13 protein-coding genes are annotated in these 15193 nt (G+C 67.4%); 6 read left to right on the top strand and 7 right to left on the bottom strand.

Annotation, left to right across the window (positions count from 1 at the left end; all coding sequences use genetic code 11):
* The first annotated feature begins 30 nt into the window (after positions 1-30).
* From otsB to otsA, 3 genes are read left to right on the top strand one after another with little or no spacing between them, the layout of a single operon-like run.
* Positions 31-789 (top strand): trehalose-phosphatase, encoded by a 759-nt coding sequence (gene otsB, locus AC5P9P_RS08510; RefSeq protein ID WP_005410783.1) that lies wholly within the window; start codon positions 31-33, stop codon positions 787-789.
* A 41-nt stretch (positions 790-830) separates the two neighbouring features.
* Positions 831-2612, top strand: a complete 1782-nt coding sequence (locus tag AC5P9P_RS08515; RefSeq protein ID WP_012481088.1) for a glycoside hydrolase family 15 protein — start codon at positions 831-833, stop codon at positions 2610-2612.
* Positions 2609-3973, top strand: coding sequence for an alpha,alpha-trehalose-phosphate synthase (UDP-forming) (gene otsA, locus AC5P9P_RS08520; RefSeq protein ID WP_005410785.1), 1365 nt, complete (start codon positions 2609-2611; stop codon positions 3971-3973). Before AC5P9P_RS08515 ends, otsA begins: the two co-directional genes overlap by 4 nt.
* Positions 3974-4043: 70 nt before the next feature.
* Here the strand turns inward: otsA and AC5P9P_RS08525 are convergent, their stop codons facing one another.
* Genes AC5P9P_RS08525 through rluD form a run of 4 tightly spaced genes read right to left on the bottom strand, consistent with a single transcriptional unit; the run spans position 4044 to position 6742 of the window.
* Positions 4044-4481 (bottom strand): thiol-disulfide oxidoreductase DCC family protein, encoded by a 438-nt coding sequence (locus AC5P9P_RS08525; protein ID WP_111108679.1) that lies wholly within the window; start codon positions 4479-4481, stop codon positions 4044-4046.
* Positions 4456-4980, bottom strand: coding sequence for a DUF4166 domain-containing protein (locus AC5P9P_RS08530; protein WP_033833012.1), 525 nt, complete (start codon positions 4978-4980; stop codon positions 4456-4458). Before AC5P9P_RS08530 ends, AC5P9P_RS08525 begins: the two co-directional genes overlap by 26 nt.
* Before the next feature lie 2 nt (positions 4981-4982).
* Positions 4983-5753, bottom strand: a complete 771-nt coding sequence (gene pgeF, locus AC5P9P_RS08535; RefSeq protein ID WP_049403024.1) for a peptidoglycan editing factor PgeF — start codon at positions 5751-5753, stop codon at positions 4983-4985.
* Entirely contained in the window at positions 5753-6742 is a 990-nt protein-coding gene (rluD, locus tag AC5P9P_RS08540; protein ID WP_019660164.1) for a 23S rRNA pseudouridine(1911/1915/1917) synthase RluD, read from the bottom strand. The genes pgeF and rluD overlap by 1 nt, the downstream gene beginning before the upstream one ends.
* A 113-nt stretch (positions 6743-6855) precedes the next feature.
* Here rluD and AC5P9P_RS08545 point away from each other — a divergent pair, with 113 nt between their 5' ends.
* Together AC5P9P_RS08545 and AC5P9P_RS08550 are read left to right on the top strand one after the other, a co-directional pair.
* Positions 6856-7743: an outer membrane protein assembly factor BamD gene (locus AC5P9P_RS08545; protein ID WP_024956778.1), complete on the top strand. Its 888-nt coding sequence runs from the start codon at positions 6856-6858 to the stop codon at positions 7741-7743.
* 190 nt (positions 7744-7933) lie between these two features.
* Positions 7934-9133 (top strand): lipase family protein, encoded by a 1200-nt coding sequence (locus tag AC5P9P_RS08550; RefSeq protein WP_288469819.1) that lies wholly within the window; start codon positions 7934-7936, stop codon positions 9131-9133.
* Positions 9134-9270: 137 nt separating this feature from the next.
* Here AC5P9P_RS08550 and AC5P9P_RS08555 read toward each other — a convergent pair whose 3' ends face one another.
* The 3 genes from AC5P9P_RS08555 to sucC form a co-directional block, all read right to left on the bottom strand.
* Entirely contained in the window at positions 9271-10905 is a 1635-nt protein-coding gene (locus AC5P9P_RS08555) for an NAD+ synthase (protein WP_049397002.1), read from the bottom strand.
* 231 nt (positions 10906-11136) lie between these two features.
* Positions 11137-12012 (bottom strand): succinate--CoA ligase subunit alpha, encoded by an 876-nt coding sequence (sucD, locus tag AC5P9P_RS08560; protein WP_005410793.1) that lies wholly within the window; start codon positions 12010-12012, stop codon positions 11137-11139.
* Between the two features lie 21 nt (positions 12013-12033).
* Positions 12034-13203, bottom strand: coding sequence for an ADP-forming succinate--CoA ligase subunit beta (gene sucC / locus AC5P9P_RS08565; protein WP_004154430.1), 1170 nt, complete (start codon positions 13201-13203; stop codon positions 12034-12036).
* 357 nt (positions 13204-13560) lie between these two features.
* Between sucC and AC5P9P_RS08570 the strand changes: the two genes are divergently transcribed.
* Positions 13561-15174: a sensor histidine kinase gene (locus AC5P9P_RS08570; RefSeq protein WP_005414304.1), complete on the top strand. Its 1614-nt coding sequence runs from the start codon at positions 13561-13563 to the stop codon at positions 15172-15174.
* Positions 15175-15193 lie beyond the last annotated feature (19 nt).

Genomic DNA, 15193 nt, shown 5'->3' on the forward strand with positions numbered 1-15193 from the left:
GTACACGCCCACGCTGGCAAGCTGGGCGTCATGGCTGAACCGCTCCCCCTGCGTCCGCCACCGCCATTGCTGGACGACGCCTGTGCGTTGTTCCTCGATGTCGATGGCACCCTGATCGAATTCGCTGCACGCCCGGATGCCGTGCAGTTGCTGCCGGATGTGCGTGAAGCCATCGGCCGCATCAGCGACCGCCTGGAAGGTGCCGTGGCACTGGTCAGTGGTCGCCCGCTTGAACAGCTGGATCAACTGTTCGCCCCTCTGCAACTACCCGCCGCCGGCCTGCACGGCCATGAGCTGCGTGGCGAAGACGGTCGTGTGCTGCGCGACGAACACGACGACGACACCGCCGAATGGCTGCACGCGCTGCATCAGCAGGCGATGCGCTTCGCCCATGGGCATCCTGGCGTGCTGGTGGAAGACAAGGGCGTCGGCCTGGCCTTGCACTGGCGCGGTGCGCCGCATGCCGCCAGCGATGTCCGCGCCTTCGCTGACCGCCACGTGCGTGGCCGCACCAGCTACCGCCTGCAGCCTGGCGACCATGTGGTCGAGTTCGTGCCTGTCGGCACCGACAAGGGCCGTGCCGTGCGCCGGATGATGCAGTACCTGCCCTTCCGCGGCCGCCTGCCGGTGTTCCTCGGTGATGACCTCACCGACGAATTCGGCTTCGATGCCGCCAACGGCCAGCATGGCTGGAGCGTGCTGGTGGGTGAACGTGAACCCAGTGCGGCCGTGTTCGCGCTGCCCGACATACGCAGCGTGCACGCCTGGCTGCGTGAGAATGCCTATTGACCCGGCCAACCCCCACGGCCGCAACCGAGATGTACCGCGTGATGACCCAACCCGATCTTGATCTGGGCGTGGTCGGCAACGGCAGCTTCGGCGCCCTGGTCGACAAACATGCCCGCGTTGTCTGGAGCTGCCTGCCCACCTTCGACGGCGACCCGACCTTCTGCGCCCTGCTCGGCCCCAACCAGCAGACCGGCGGCGACTTCGCCATCGAGCTGGAGGACTTCGCGAGCAGCGAGCAGGAATACCTCACCAACACTGCGATCCTGCGCACCGTGCTGCGTGACACGCAGGGCGGCGCATTGGAAATCCTCGATTTCGCCCCGCGCTGGCGCCAGAACGATCGCTTCTACCGCCCGGTCAGCCTGATCCGCCAGGTGCGTCCGCTGGCTGGCAGCCCGCGCATCACCGTGCGTGCGCGCCCCCTGGCGGACTGGGGCGCACGCGTGCCCGAATCCACCTGGGGCAGCAACCATGTGCGCTGGATCCTGCCCGAACACGTGCTGCGGCTGACCACCGATGTGCCGGTGCGCTTCGTGCGCGACGGCCTGCCGTTCGTGCTCAACCATCCGATCCACCTGATCCTGGGCGTGGATGAATCGCTCAATCGTTCGATCAGCGGCTACGTGCAGGAAGCCTTCCAGCGCACCCGCGACTACTGGCGCGAGTGGGTGCGCTACCTGTCCATTCCACTGGAATGGCAGGACGCGGTCATCCGCAGTGCGATCACGTTGAAGCTGTGCCAGTACGAGGACAGCGGCGCGATCATCGCGGCGATGACCACTTCCATTCCGGAAGCACCCGGCAGCGTGCGCAACTGGGACTACCGCTACTGCTGGCTGCGCGACGCGGCCTTCGTGGTGCGGGCGCTGAACCGTCTCGGCGCAACGCGCACGATGGAACAGTTCCTCGGCTACATCTTCAACCTGGCCACCACCGACGGCACGCTGCAGCCGCTGTATGGCATCGGCTTCGAAGCGAAGCTGGACGAAGATGAGGTTCCCAGCCTGTCCGGCTACCGCGGCATGGGCCCGGTGCGCCGTGGCAACCTGGCCTGGGTGCAGCGCCAGCACGATGTCTACGGCAGCGTGGTGCTGGCCTCCACGCAGCTGTTCTTCGACCGGCGCCTGCAGGACCCGGGTGATGCGCACACCTTTGCCCGCCTGGAACCCTTGGGCGAACAGGCCTTCGCCCTGCACGACGTACCCGATGCCGGCCTGTGGGAATTCCGCGGCCGCACCGAAGTGCACACCTACACCAGCGCGATGTGCTGGGCTGCCTGCGACCGCCTGTGCAAAATCGCCGTGCGCCTGAAGCGTGACGACCGCGCGCATTACTGGCGCGAGCGCGCCGACACCATCCACGCGCGCATCATGGCCGAATCCTGGAACGAGGAGCTGGGCCACTTCACCGATACCTTCGGTGGCCATCGGCTGGATGCCTCGCTGCTGCTGCTGGCCGATATCGGTTTCATCGACGCGCTGGACACCCGCTTCATCGCCACCGTCGATGCCATCGGCCGCGACCTCAAGCATGGCAATTCGCTGTACCGCTATGTCGCGCCGGATGACTTCGGTGAACCGGAAACCAGCTTCACCATCTGCACCTTCTGGTACATCGACGCGCTGGCCGCGATCGGGCGCATGGATGAAGCACGTGAGATGTTCGAGCTGCTGCTGAAGCAGCGCAATCACCTGGGCCTGCTGTCGGAGGATCTGGCCTTCGACAGCGGCGAGGCCTGGGGCAATTTCCCGCAGACCTATTCGCACGTCGGCCTGATCACCGCCGCAATGCGCCTGTCGCGGTCCTGGCAGGAGGCATCGTGAGTCGTCTGGTCGTGGTTTCAAACCGTGTGGCCGTGCCCGGCGAGAACCGCGCCGGCGGCCTGGCTGTCGGCCTGCTGGCTGCCCTGAAGGAACGCGGTGGCCTGTGGTTCGGCTGGAGTGGCAAGACGGTGAAGGAAGGCAGCGGCACGCTGCACCGGCAGAAAGACGGTGACATCGACTACGTCACCATGGACCTGAGCAAGCGCGAGGTCGATGGCTACTACAACGGCTTCGCCAACCGCACCTTGTGGCCGCTGCTGCACTTCCGCCTGGATCTGGTCGACTACGACCGCGGCACCCGCGAGACTTACCACAAGGTCAACGCGCTGTTCGCCGACAAGCTCGCGCCACTGCTGCGCGAGGACGACATCGTCTGGATCCACGACTACCACCTGATCCCGCTCGGTGCGCTGCTGCGCGAGCGCGGCATCGGCTGCCGCATAGGCTTCTTCCTGCATATCCCGATGCCGTCTGCCGACCTGCTGCAGGCGATGCCCGACCACCTGCGGCTGTTCTCCGCGCTGTACGCCTACGACCTGGTCGGCTTCCAGACCCAGCGCGACGCTGATCGCTTCCAGACCTACCTGCGCCTGTTCGGCGGCGGCCGCGTGCTCGACAACGGCGAGCTGGAAGCACCGGGCGGGCGCCGCTTCCGTGCCGCCGCCTTCCCGATCGGCATCGACACCGAGCTGATCGCACGCCAGGCCGGCACCGCGGCCACCAAGGCCGCCGTGAAGAACCTGCGCGCCAGCCTGCGCGATCGCCAGCTGGCGATCGGCGTGGATCGCCTGGACTATTCCAAGGGCCTGCCCGAACGCTTCCTTGGCTTCGAGCGCTATCTTGAGCGCCACCCCGACCAGCGCGGCTCGCTGACCTACCTGCAGATCGCCCCGGTCTCGCGCGGCGACGTCACCGAGTACCGGCAGCTGCGCAGCCAGCTGGAACAGATCGCCGGCCACATCAACGGTGGCCACGCCGAACCTGACTGGACGCCGCTGCGCTACGTCAACCAGAACTTCACCCATGCCACCCTCACCGGCTTCTACCGGGCGGCGGCGGTCGGCCTGGTCACGCCGTTGCGCGATGGCATGAACCTGGTGGCCAAGGAATACGTGGCGTCGCAGGACCCGGAAGATCCCGGCGTGCTGGTGTTGTCGCTGCTGGCCGGCGCTGCCGACGAACTCAAGCAGGCATTGCTGGTGAACCCGCACGATCTGGACGGCGTGGCCGACGCCATCGCCACGGCAGCAACGATGTCACTGAGCAGGCGCAAGGAACGCTGGCACGCGATGATGGATCACCTGCGCACCTACGACATCAATCACTGGCGCCGCAGCTATCTGGACGCGCTGGAAGGTTGAGGAAAAAAGGGACGGAGGGGATCAAGGCGTTTGTGCACAAACGACTTGATCCCCTCCGTCCCTTTTTCCTTCAATCCAGGAATCGCGCTGCCTGCTCCGGTGCGGGCAGATGACAGGCGTCGTGCCGCCCGAACCAGCGGTAGCGGTTGCGCGCCAGCGCGCGATACGCGGCATCACGCCAGCCACGCGGCACTGCCCGCACCACGCCGATCAGGCGCCAGGCGCCGCCCAGCCCCGTCAGCACGCGCAGGATCGCATCGGTATCGGTCCAGGCGCCCTGCGCGTCCAGCAGCAGGAACGACATCGGGTCCTGCGGGTCCAGCCCGTGCGCGCGCAACATCGCGCTGCCCTGCTGCCCCTGCATCGCCGCAAAGCGGTAGCGCCCCGCGCGGCCGAAACGCAGCAGGAAGCGCACCCAGCGATTGCACAGCGCGCATACGCCATCGAATACGATCACCGCGCTGCCCGCCTCGGCGGCGGCCTCACTGCGGTTCGAGCCAACCTTCATAGCGGATCAGGGCTCCCGCCCAGGGCAGCGTCACATCGACCAGGAAAGTGTAACGCTCGCCCTGCCAGGCTTCGCGGCAACGCACGCCACCAAACCAGCGCCTCGGCAACGGCAGCAGCCCGAACGCCCAGACCCGACGCACCGACCAGTCGATGCCACCCTCGCGGGCCTGCAGATCAAACTCGAAGCGCACCGCGCCCAACTGCTCGCGCAGGCAGCCCTCGTGCGCCCATAGACGCGACACCATCGGCCAGCGGCCAAAACGCCGCGCCCACTGCTCGCCCTGCCCGTGTGCACTGAACGCCACTTCGGTCGGCAACGCTCCACCGTCCTTCGGCAGCCGCGCCAACGCGGCCAGCAGCGGCACCAGCCAGTGCCGCCCCCTCACGATGTGCGCCCGCCCCACGTAGCGGCAAGGCAACGGCGCGGCATGCAGCGCCTGCACCGGCCCTGCGAGGGTGGCGAAGGCCGGCCCCAGCACGCGCGCGAACAGCGGCAAGGTCAGGGGGCGATCCAGGCCAGCGTCGCCATGCGCCCGGTGCGACGGTCGCGCCGGTGCGAATACAGGTCCGGATCGGCCATGGTCGACACCGTGCCGCCATGGACCTGCGCCGGGTCCATGCCCGCCGCCTGCAACCGCTGCCGCGCCAGCGCGAACAGGTCCACCCTCCAGTGGCCCGCGCGGGTGGCAACGAACGCCGCCTCGGCGGCCGGATCATGGCCGACGAAGGCGTGGTAGACCTCCTCGCCGATCTCGTAGTCGGCCGGTCCGGCGGCCGGGCCCAGCCAGGCCCGCAGCTGCGCCGGCGGCGTCTGCATGGCGGCCACGGTGGCCTCCAGCATGCCGTCGGCCAAGCCACGCCAGCCTGCGTGGGCCGCGCCCACCTCACTGCCATCGGCGGCGGCAAACACCACCGGCAGGCAGTCGGCAGTCAGGATCGCCAGCACCACGCCCGGCACCGAGGTCACTGCGGCATCGGCCACCGGCTCGCTTGCGCCGGGCACCGGCGGCGCGGTGAAGCGCAGCACGGTGCTGCTGTGCACCTGGCGCAGCCAGTGCGGTGTCGAGGGCAGCGCCAGCCCCTGCTGCAGCAGCTGGCGGTTGTGCTCTACGTTGGCTGGGGTATCACCGTCGGCCGCGTGCCGGTTGCCCAGGTTGAACTGCGCGAACGGCGCCGGCGAAATGCCCGCACCGTGCCGACGCGTGGTCAACGCATGGACGCCCGGCGGCGCCGGCCAGTCCGCCTGCAGCACGGGCAGCGCGGCGGCCATCACCAGCGGTCCCGCTCGCGCGCGGCGAAGGCCTCGCTGTCTTCGCGCAGCACCTTCATCAGGTGCAGCATGTCCTCCGGCACCGGCGCGGTGTTGCGCACCGGCTCACCGGTGATCGGATGGGTGAACTCCAGGGTCTCGGCGTGCAGGGCCTGGCGCTTGAAGCCACGCAGCGCGGCCACCAGCTCATCGCTGGCCCCCTTGGGCAGCTTCAGCGCACCGCCGTACAGCGGGTCACCGATGATCGGATGGCGCACATGCGCCATGTGCACGCGGATCTGGTGGGTACGGCCGGTTTCCAAGCGGCACTCCAGCGCGGTGTGCGCACGGAAGCGCTCGCGCAGGCGGTAGTGGGTGATCGCTTCCTTGCCGTCCTCGCGCACCGCCATCTTCAGGCGGTCGCGCGGGTGGCGGTCGATCGGGGCATCGGCGGTACCGCCGGCCACCAGCGCACCCATCACGATGGCCAGGTACTGGCGGTGCACGTCGCGTGCGGCCAGCTGCTCGACCAGCGCAGTCTGCGCTTCCAGGGTCTTGGCCACCACCATCACGCCACTGGTGTCCTTGTCCAGGCGGTGCACGATGCCCGCGCGCGGCAGCACCGCCACCGACGGGTCGCGGAACAGCAGGGCGTTGACCAAGGTGCCGCTGTGGTTGCCCGCGCCCGGGTGCACCACCAGGCCGACCGGCTTGTTGATCACCAGCAGGTGCTCGTCCTCGAACAGCACGTCCAGCGGGATGTCCTCCGGCTGGGCGTCGGTCTGGGTTTCCAGCACCACGTTGAGGGTCACCACCTCGCCACCGCGCAGCGGATCGCGCGGGCGCACCTGGGCGCCGTCCAGCAGGACCTCCCCGGCCTTGATCCACTCGGTCAGGCGCGAACGCGAGTATTCGGGGAACAGTTCGGCCACCACGGCGTCGAAACGGCGGCCGGCAGCGGTATCGGGGACGATGGCCTGGCGGGCCGATTCAGAGGGTTGTTCAGACATGGCAGGGGGCATTCTTTGAAATTTTGGGGTCCCGGCGGCCGGTTTCAGTCGCTGGACAGGACACTAGGCTATCATCGACCCTTCGTATTCCAGCCGCGTCCCGCCTTGACCTCATGATCCGACGCTCCTCCATGCTCTCCGCGCCCGTCCGCCTCACCGCCCTGCTGCTGGTGCTGGTCATCGCCGCCACCGGCTGCCACCGTGGCGCCAAGAAGGGCGATCGCCCCGATGAAGGGACGCCGGTCGAACAGTTGTACGAGAAGAGCCACAAGCTGATGCAGGGTGGCAACTGGAGCGGGGCTGAAACCAGCTTCCGCCGCCTCGTGGCCCAGTATCCGTACGGCCCGTATACCGAACAGGCGATGATCGAAACCGCCTACGCGCAGTACAAGGCCGGCAAGCACGACGATGCAGTGTCCAGCATCGACCGCTTCATCCGTACCTACCCGACCCATCGCAACATCGCGTACCTGTACTACCTGCGCGGCCTGGCCAACTCCAACCGCAGTACGGTTTTCCTGCGCCGCGTATGGTCGCTGGATGCCAGCCGCCGCGATCTGTCCACGCCGCACCAGGCATATTCGGACTTCAACATCGTGGTCGACCGTTACCCGAACAGCCGCTACGCCGCCGATGCGCGCCAGCGCATGCTGGAGCTGCGTGACGTGTTCGCCCAGCATGAGCTGGACAACGCCCTGTACTACATGCGCCGCGGCGCCTGGGTCTCGGCCGCCGGCCGCGCCAACTACCTGCTGGAAACCTATCCGCAGAGCGCGTTCCAGTACGATGCCGTCGCCGTCCTGGCCGATTCCTACACCCACCTGGGCAACAAGACCCTGGCCGACGACGCCCGCCGCGTCCTGCAGCTGAACCAGCCGGACCACCCGTGGCTGGAAGGCAAGTGGCCGAAGTACCCGTGGATGATCCGCAAGCTGAACCCGTTCGCTGGCGAAAAGTCCGCCAGCACCGGCCAGCGCAACGCGCGACTGGAAAAGAAGTAAAAGAAGGCCCCGAAAGGGGCCTTTTCTTTGTCGGCAGATCCACGCCATGCGTGGAGGGTTCGTGCGCCCATGGACCACGACACTAGGAATTCTACGAATCCCCGGCGGATGCGACGCCGGTCCCGATCGGCGTAGGCGAGGCCATCCACACTGCGGCGCAACGGCCATCCCGGCCGTGAAGGAGCGCCCCATGACCCCACCGCCCCGCCGTTTCCGCCCGCTCGCCTGCCTCCTCGCCACTGGCCTGCTGGCGCTGTCCTCGGGCCCCGTGGCGGCTGCCTCACCCGCACCGGGCGATCTGCTGTCTGCTGCCCCCTATCGCGCGTCATGGGTGCCGTCCAAGGCCGCGCAGGCCTACAAGCTGCGCTACCGCACCCCGGATCATCGCGGCCAGCTGGCCGAAGGCGCCGGCCTGCCGTACCTGCCCGCCGGCGCGGCGCCTGCAGGCGGCTGGCCGGTGGTGTCCTGGGCACATGGCACCCAGGGCATCGCGGATTACTGTGCGCCCTCGGTCTCCGGCCCCTACCAACCCGAACGCGACGGCCGCTTCCTCGATCAGTTCCTGGCACAGGGCTATGCGGTGGTTGCTGCGGACTACCAGGGCCTCGGCAGTCCAGGTGACCATGCCTATCTGCATGTGCGCGCTGCCGCGCGCAATGCCATCGACCTCGTCAAAGCCAGCCGCCAGTACCTGGGCACCGCAACGCTGTCGCCGCGCTGGGTCTCGGTCGGCCATTCGCAGGGTGGTGCCGCCGCGCTCACTGCCGGGCATCTGGCGCCCACCTATGCTGGCCCGTCGCTGCACTACCGCGGCAGCTTCACCACCGGCACGCCCACCGCCGTCGAGCTGACCGCACTGGTGATGAAGCCGGACAACCGCATCGCCAATCCTGGCGCGCTCAACGCGTATCACGCGTATCTGCTCGATGGTCTGTTGCAGGTTGCGCCGCAGATCGACCGCGTCCTCAGCGACACCGGCCGCGCTCGCGTGGCAGTGGCACGCGAGCAGTGCCTGGGCGAACTCGCCACCACGCTGGACGGCGCGGATACCGGCAGCATGTTCACCGCACCGCTGACCAGCGTGCCAGGCATCTGGGCCGTGTTGTACGACTATCTTGGCGTACCGCGCCGCGGTTTCAGCCAACCGCTGATCCTGGGCCACGGCAGCGAGGACCGCGACGTGCCCTATCTGACCACCCTGCTGTATGCCGCAGGCCTGGCGCTGCGCGGCGAGCCGGTAGCGTTCCGGCGCTACCCGGTCGACCATCGCGGCACGCTGGACGCGGCGGCGGATGGCCTGGCGTTTGTGCGTGCACGGCTTGAAGACGGCCACTTCAACGACGCTGCGGAAACCGCCGGCCTCGAACAGCTGCTCGACGACGCCCGGTAGATCCACGCCATGCGTGGATACGCGGGATACGGGTTGCCGGCCAGCGGCCGGCACTACCGGATGCAGTAGATCCACGCGTGGATGCACGGCGCATCGGGCTGCCGGCCAGCGGCCGGCACTACCTGCCAACGGCTACCTCAACCCTTGTAGCCGTTGCTGATCGGGTAGCGACGCTCACGACCGAAAGCACGGCGCGACACCTTCGGGCCTGGCGCGGCCTGGTGCCGCTTCCACTCGCTGATGCGCACCAGGCGCAGCACGCGGTCGACCACGGCCGCGTCATAACCGGCGGCAACGATCTCCGTGCGCGACTGCTCCTGGTCGATGTAGCGGTACAGGATGCCGTCCAGCACGTCATAGGCCGGCAGCGAGTCCTGGTCCAGCTGGTTCTCGCGCAGTTCGGCCGACGGCGGGCGGCTGATCACCGCCGGCGGGATCACCGGCGCGCCGCCCACGGTGTTGCGCCACTTGGACAGCCCGAACACCTCGGTCTTGTACAGGTCCTTCAGCGGCGCATAGCCACCGCACATGTCGCCGTAGATGGTGGCGTAACCCACCGCGTACTCGCTCTTGTTGCCGGTGGTCAGCAGCAGGCCACCGAACTTGTTGGCCAGCGCCATCAGGATCACGCCACGGCTGCGCGACTGCAGGTTCTCTTCGGTCACGTCCGGCGCAGTGCCTTCGAACATCGGCGCCAGCGATTCCATCAGGCCCTTGAACGCCGGCTCGATCGAGACCGCTTCCAGCTTCACGCCCAGTGCCTGGCACTGCTCGGCGGCGAGATCGTTGGACATGCCGGCGGTGTAGCGCGACGGCAGGCGCACAGCGGTGACGTTCTCGGCCCCGAGCGCGTCGACCGCCAGCGCCAGTACCAGCGCCGAATCGATGCCACCGGACAGGCCCAGCCAGACCTTCTTGAAACCGTTCTTGCGGCAGTAATCCTGGATGCCACGGGTCACCGCGCGCCAGGCCAGCGCGTCCATGCTCTCGTCGCCGTCGTCCATCCACACGTGCGGCATGAAGCGGCGTGTTTGGCCGTCGTACTCCACCACCAGCCACTGGTCGACGAAGGCGGCGGCGGCGGGGTGCACCGTGCCGTCACCATCGGCCACCACCGAGGCGCCATCAAACACCAGCGCATCCTGGCCACCGACCACATTGAGATAGGCAATCGCTGCCCCGCTCTCGCGGGTGCGTGCGGCCAGCACCGCATCGCGCTGGGCGTGCTTGCCGCGCTCGTACGGCGAGGCATTGGGTACCACCACCAGCTGCGCGCCGGCGCGCACGGTGTCGGCCAGCGGCTCGGCGAACCACAGGTCCTCGCAGATCAGCAAACCCACCGGAATGCCGTTGACCTCGAAGACGCAGCTGCCGCCGTCCGGATCAACATCGAAGTAGCGGCGTTCGTCGAACACGGCGTAATTGGGCAGCTCACGCTTGCGGTAGGTCTGCTCGACCAGCCCGTCGCGCAGCACGCTGGCGGCGTTGTAGACCACCGCGCCAGCCGCCTGCGGCCAGCCGACCACCGCGGTGATGCCGCGGCAGGCTGCGGCAATGCGCATCATTGCCTGCTCGCACTCGTACAGGAAGCCCGGGCGCAGCAGCAGGTCTTCCGGCGGATAACCGCTCACCGCCAGCTCGGGGAACATCACCAGCTCGGCGCCGTACTCGTCGCGCGCCTGGCCGATCATCTCGATGATGCGCTCGGTGTTGCCGGCGACGTCGCCGACCGGGAAGTCGAACTGCGCCATCGCGATGCGGATCGAAGCCATGGGAATCCAGCCTGTGGTTGCAATGCTGCCATTGTAGCGCTGCGCCATGCGCGCGCCGGGCGCGCTCGCTGCGTGGACAGCCCCGGCTCAGTAGATCCACGCCATGCGTGGATGAGCTTGCCGGGATGGCCAGGGCGCCAGACGCAGAAAGGCCGCCCGGAGGCGGCCTTTCTGTTTCAGCAGCCGGCCAGCGGCCGGCCCTACAGCAACGTCTGCCGGAGGCAGTCGATCTTATTTCACCAGCTTGGCGATGGCAGCGCCCAGGTCGCCCGGCGAGCGGACGGTGACAACACCGGCAGCTTCCATGGCGGCGAACTTGCCTTCGGCAGTGCCCTTGCCGCCCGAGGCGATCGCACCGGCGTGGCCCATGCGCTTGCCGGCCGGAGCCGACGCACCGGCGATGAAACCGACGACCGGCTTCTTCACGTGGTTCTTGATGTACTCGGCACCGGCTTCCTCGGCGTCGCCGCCGATTTCACCAACCATGATGATGCCTTCGGTCTGCGGGTCTTCGTTGAACAGCTTCAGGCAGTCGACGAAGTTCAGGCCGTTGATCGGGTCACCGCCGATGCCGATGCAGGTGGACTGGCCCAGGCCGACTTCGGTGGTCTGCTTGACCGCTTCATAGGTCAGGGTGCCCGAACGCGACACGATGCCGATCTTGCCCGGCTGGTGGATGTGGCCCGGCATGATGCCGATCTTGCACTCACCCGGGGTGATGACGCCCGGGCAGTTCGGCCCGATCAGCACGGTGTCCGGATGCGAACGGGTCAGCACGTTCTTGACGCGCAGCATGTCCAGCACCGGGATGCCTTCGGTGATGCAGACGATGACCTTGATGCCGGCAGCAGCGGCTTCCAGGATCGCGTCAGCCGCGTACGGCGGCGGCACGTAGATGACCGAGGCGTTGGCGCCGGTGCTCTGCACGGCGTCGGCAACGGTGTTGAAGACCGGCAGGTCGATATGGGTGGTGCCACCCTTGCCCGGGGTCACGCCGCCGACAACCTGGGTGCCGTACTCGATCATCTGAGTGGCGTGGAAGGTGCCCTGCTGGCCGGTGAAGCCCTGCACGATCACCTTGGTGTTCTTGTTGATCAAAACAGACATTGGAATTCCTTGGTGTCGGTATCAGGCGGCGTTCTTGACAGCTTCAACGATCTTCTTGGCGCCATCGTTGATGTTGTCAGCCGGGATGATGGCCATGCCGCTGTCACGCAGCAGCTGCTTGCCTTCTTCCACGTTGGTGCCTTCCAGGCGCACCACGACCGGAACCTTGACGCCCACTTCCTTCACGGCGGCGATGATGCCTTCGGCAATCATGTCGCAGCGGACGATGCCGCCGAAGATGTTGACGAAAATGCCTTCGACCTTGTCCGAGGACAGGATCAGCTTGAAGGCTTCGATGACGCGCTGCTTGTTGGCACCGCCGCCCACGTCCAGGAAGTTCGCCGGCTCGCCGCCGTTGAGCTTGATGACGTCCATGGTGGCCATGGCCAGGCCGGCGCCGTTCACCATGCAGCCGATGTTGCCGTCCATGGTGACGTAGTTGATGTCCAGTTCCGAAGCGATCACTTCGGTCGGATCTTCCTGGGTCTTGTCGCGCATGGCGACCAGGGCCTTCTGGCGGAACGCGGCGTTGTCGTCGCTGTCGAACTTGCCGTCCAGCGCGTACAGGTTGCCGTCGTCCAGGATGGCCAGCGGGTTGATTTCAACCAGGGCCAGGTCCTTTTCGTTGAACAGGCGGTACAGGTTCACCATGATGCTGGCGAACTGGCCGGCCTGCTTGGCGGTCAGGCCCAGCTTGAAGCCGAAATCACGGCCGTGGTAACCCTGCACGCCTTCGACGAAGTCGACGTTCAGCGAGTGGATCAGCTCCGGGGTTTCAGCAGCGACCTGCTCGATCTCCACGCCGCCTTCCGAAGAGGCGATGTAGGTGATGGTCTTGGTGCCACGGTCGACCAGCACCGACAGGTACAGTTCCTTGACGATCTCGCCGGCGGTGGTCACCAGCACCAGGTTGACCGGCAGTTCAACGCCTGCGGTCTGGTAGGTGGCCATCTTGGTGCCGAGCATCTTGGCCGCAGCGGCCTTCACGTCGTCGGTGGTCTTGCAGAACTTGACGCCGCCAGCCTTGCCGCGGCCGCCAGCGTGGATCTGCGCCTTGACCATCCAGGGGCCCTGGCCCAGGGAGTTGGCAGCGGCAACCGCTTCGTCCGGGGTCGCAGCGACCTTGCCGGCCGGGACCGGGATGCCGTACTCGGCAAGCAGTTGTTTTGACTGGTATTCGTGGAAATTCATGCGTCACCGTGGGAATAGGAACGACCGCACGCAATTCCTCAGGGCCCCGGCGGGGCGCCGGCATGGACCGCGGCGGGCCCACTATTGTGGCCGAGCCGGCGCCGGGGCGCAAAGAAGTCTGTACAAAACGCCGGACGCAGGCAGATTTCCACCGTCATTCAGGCAGTTGCGCCCGGGCCGTGGCTGGCCACCGGTGTCCGCATCGGGCCAAATGCGCGATCCGGGCCACTTCGGCGGCGCCCGGCCGGGGGCCCTATACTGCCCGTCGCAAACGCGACGTGCCGGGCCGGCTTCAGGGGACGCCGGCCAGGCCCGCCGCAGAATCCAGACCCAGGCAGCCAGAAGGGGAGTTCCGGCGTGTCACCCAGTGCTTCATTGATTGACCGCATCGAATCGATTCCGCGGCGTGAACTGTATTTCTTCGCGCTGTACCGGGTGCTGATCGCTACGGTCATTGCCGCCCTGCTCTACAGCCCGTTGTCGGCCATGGTCGGCGAAGCCCACCACCCGCGGCTGGCCGATGTCGTTGCGGTCATCTACCTGGCCCTGTCGCTGCTGGCCCTGGTGGTCGGCCGCAACGAACGCTGGCTGCGCCCGATCGTGGTCAGTGGCGTGCTGGTGGATATCGTGGCCGCCACCCTGCTGTCGCACGCCCTGCCCGGCGCCAGTGCCGGTATCTCGATGTCGCTGCTGTTCAACATCGCCGCCGCCGCCACTCTGCTGCCGCTCAGCCTGGGGCTGGGCCTGGCGCTGGCCGCCAGCCTGGCCACCGGCGTCGAGTACACCTGGAAGCTGCTGGAAGGCGGCGACCCCACCCGCACCCTCGCTGAACTGGCGATGTTCGCTACCAGCTACCTGGCACTGGCCTTCATCAGCTACCAGGTGGGCAACCGCGCCCGCCGCAACCAGCAGCTGGCCAACCAGCGCGGCGATGAAGTCGCCAATCTGTTCCAGATCAACGAACTGATCATCCGCCGCATGCGCACCGGCGTGCTGGTGGTGGACGCCGACAACCGCATCACCCTGGCCAACGAAGCCGCCTCGATGCTGCTGGGCGACAACGACGGCAACGGCGAAAGCGGGCGCCTGGACCTGGCCAGTGCCGCACCGGAACTGGCGCGCCGGCTGCAGCGCTGGCGCAATGGCTGGGCACAGGACGAACTGCCGCTGCAGCTCAACCCCGACCAGCCGGAAGTGCAGCCGCGCTTTGCCCGCCTGCTGGCCGGCAGCGACCTTGCGCTGGTGTTCCTGGACGATTCCAGCGTGGTCTCGCGCCGCGCCGAATCGCTCACTCTGTCGGCGATGGGCCGCTTCTCGGCCAGCCTGGCGCACGAGATCCGCAATCCGCTGGCGGCGATCAACTATGCCGTGCAGCTGCTCGAGGAAGGCACCGGCTTCAACGAAAGCGACCGCCGCCTGCTGCAGATCATCCGCCAGCAGTGCCAGCGCACCAACGGCATCGTCGAGAGCGTGCTGGGGTTGGCACGGCGCGAACGCGCAACGCCCGAGAACGTGGACCTGGTCGCCTTCGTGCGCCGCTTCGTGCTGGAGTACAAGCAGGGCCAGACCCTGGAGACCGACAGCATCGAACCGATCATCAGCGACACATCGGTGATGGCCCAGGTCGACGCCAAGCATCTCTACCAGGTGCTGACCGTGCTGGTGCACAACGCACTGAAGTACGGCCGCATCGGCCAGCAGCCTGCACGGGTGCGGCTGCGCGTGGCCCAGCACGAACGCAGCGCGGTGATCGACGTGATGGACCGTGGCCCGGGTATCCCGGAGAGCGTGGCTGCGCAGCTGTTCCGGCCCTTCTTCACCACGTCCGAGCATGGCACGGGACTGGGCCTGTACATCGCGCGCGAGCTGTGCAGGGCCAACCAGGCCCGCCTGGACTACATCGCGGTGCCGGCCGGTGGCTCCTGCTTCCGCCTGGTGCTGCCCGGTCCACATACGCTGCTACCGAGCTGATCCCCATTCTGTGCGTCAA

It is taken from the genome of Stenotrophomonas sp. YJH_SMC_14-1 (assembly GCF_059372275.1).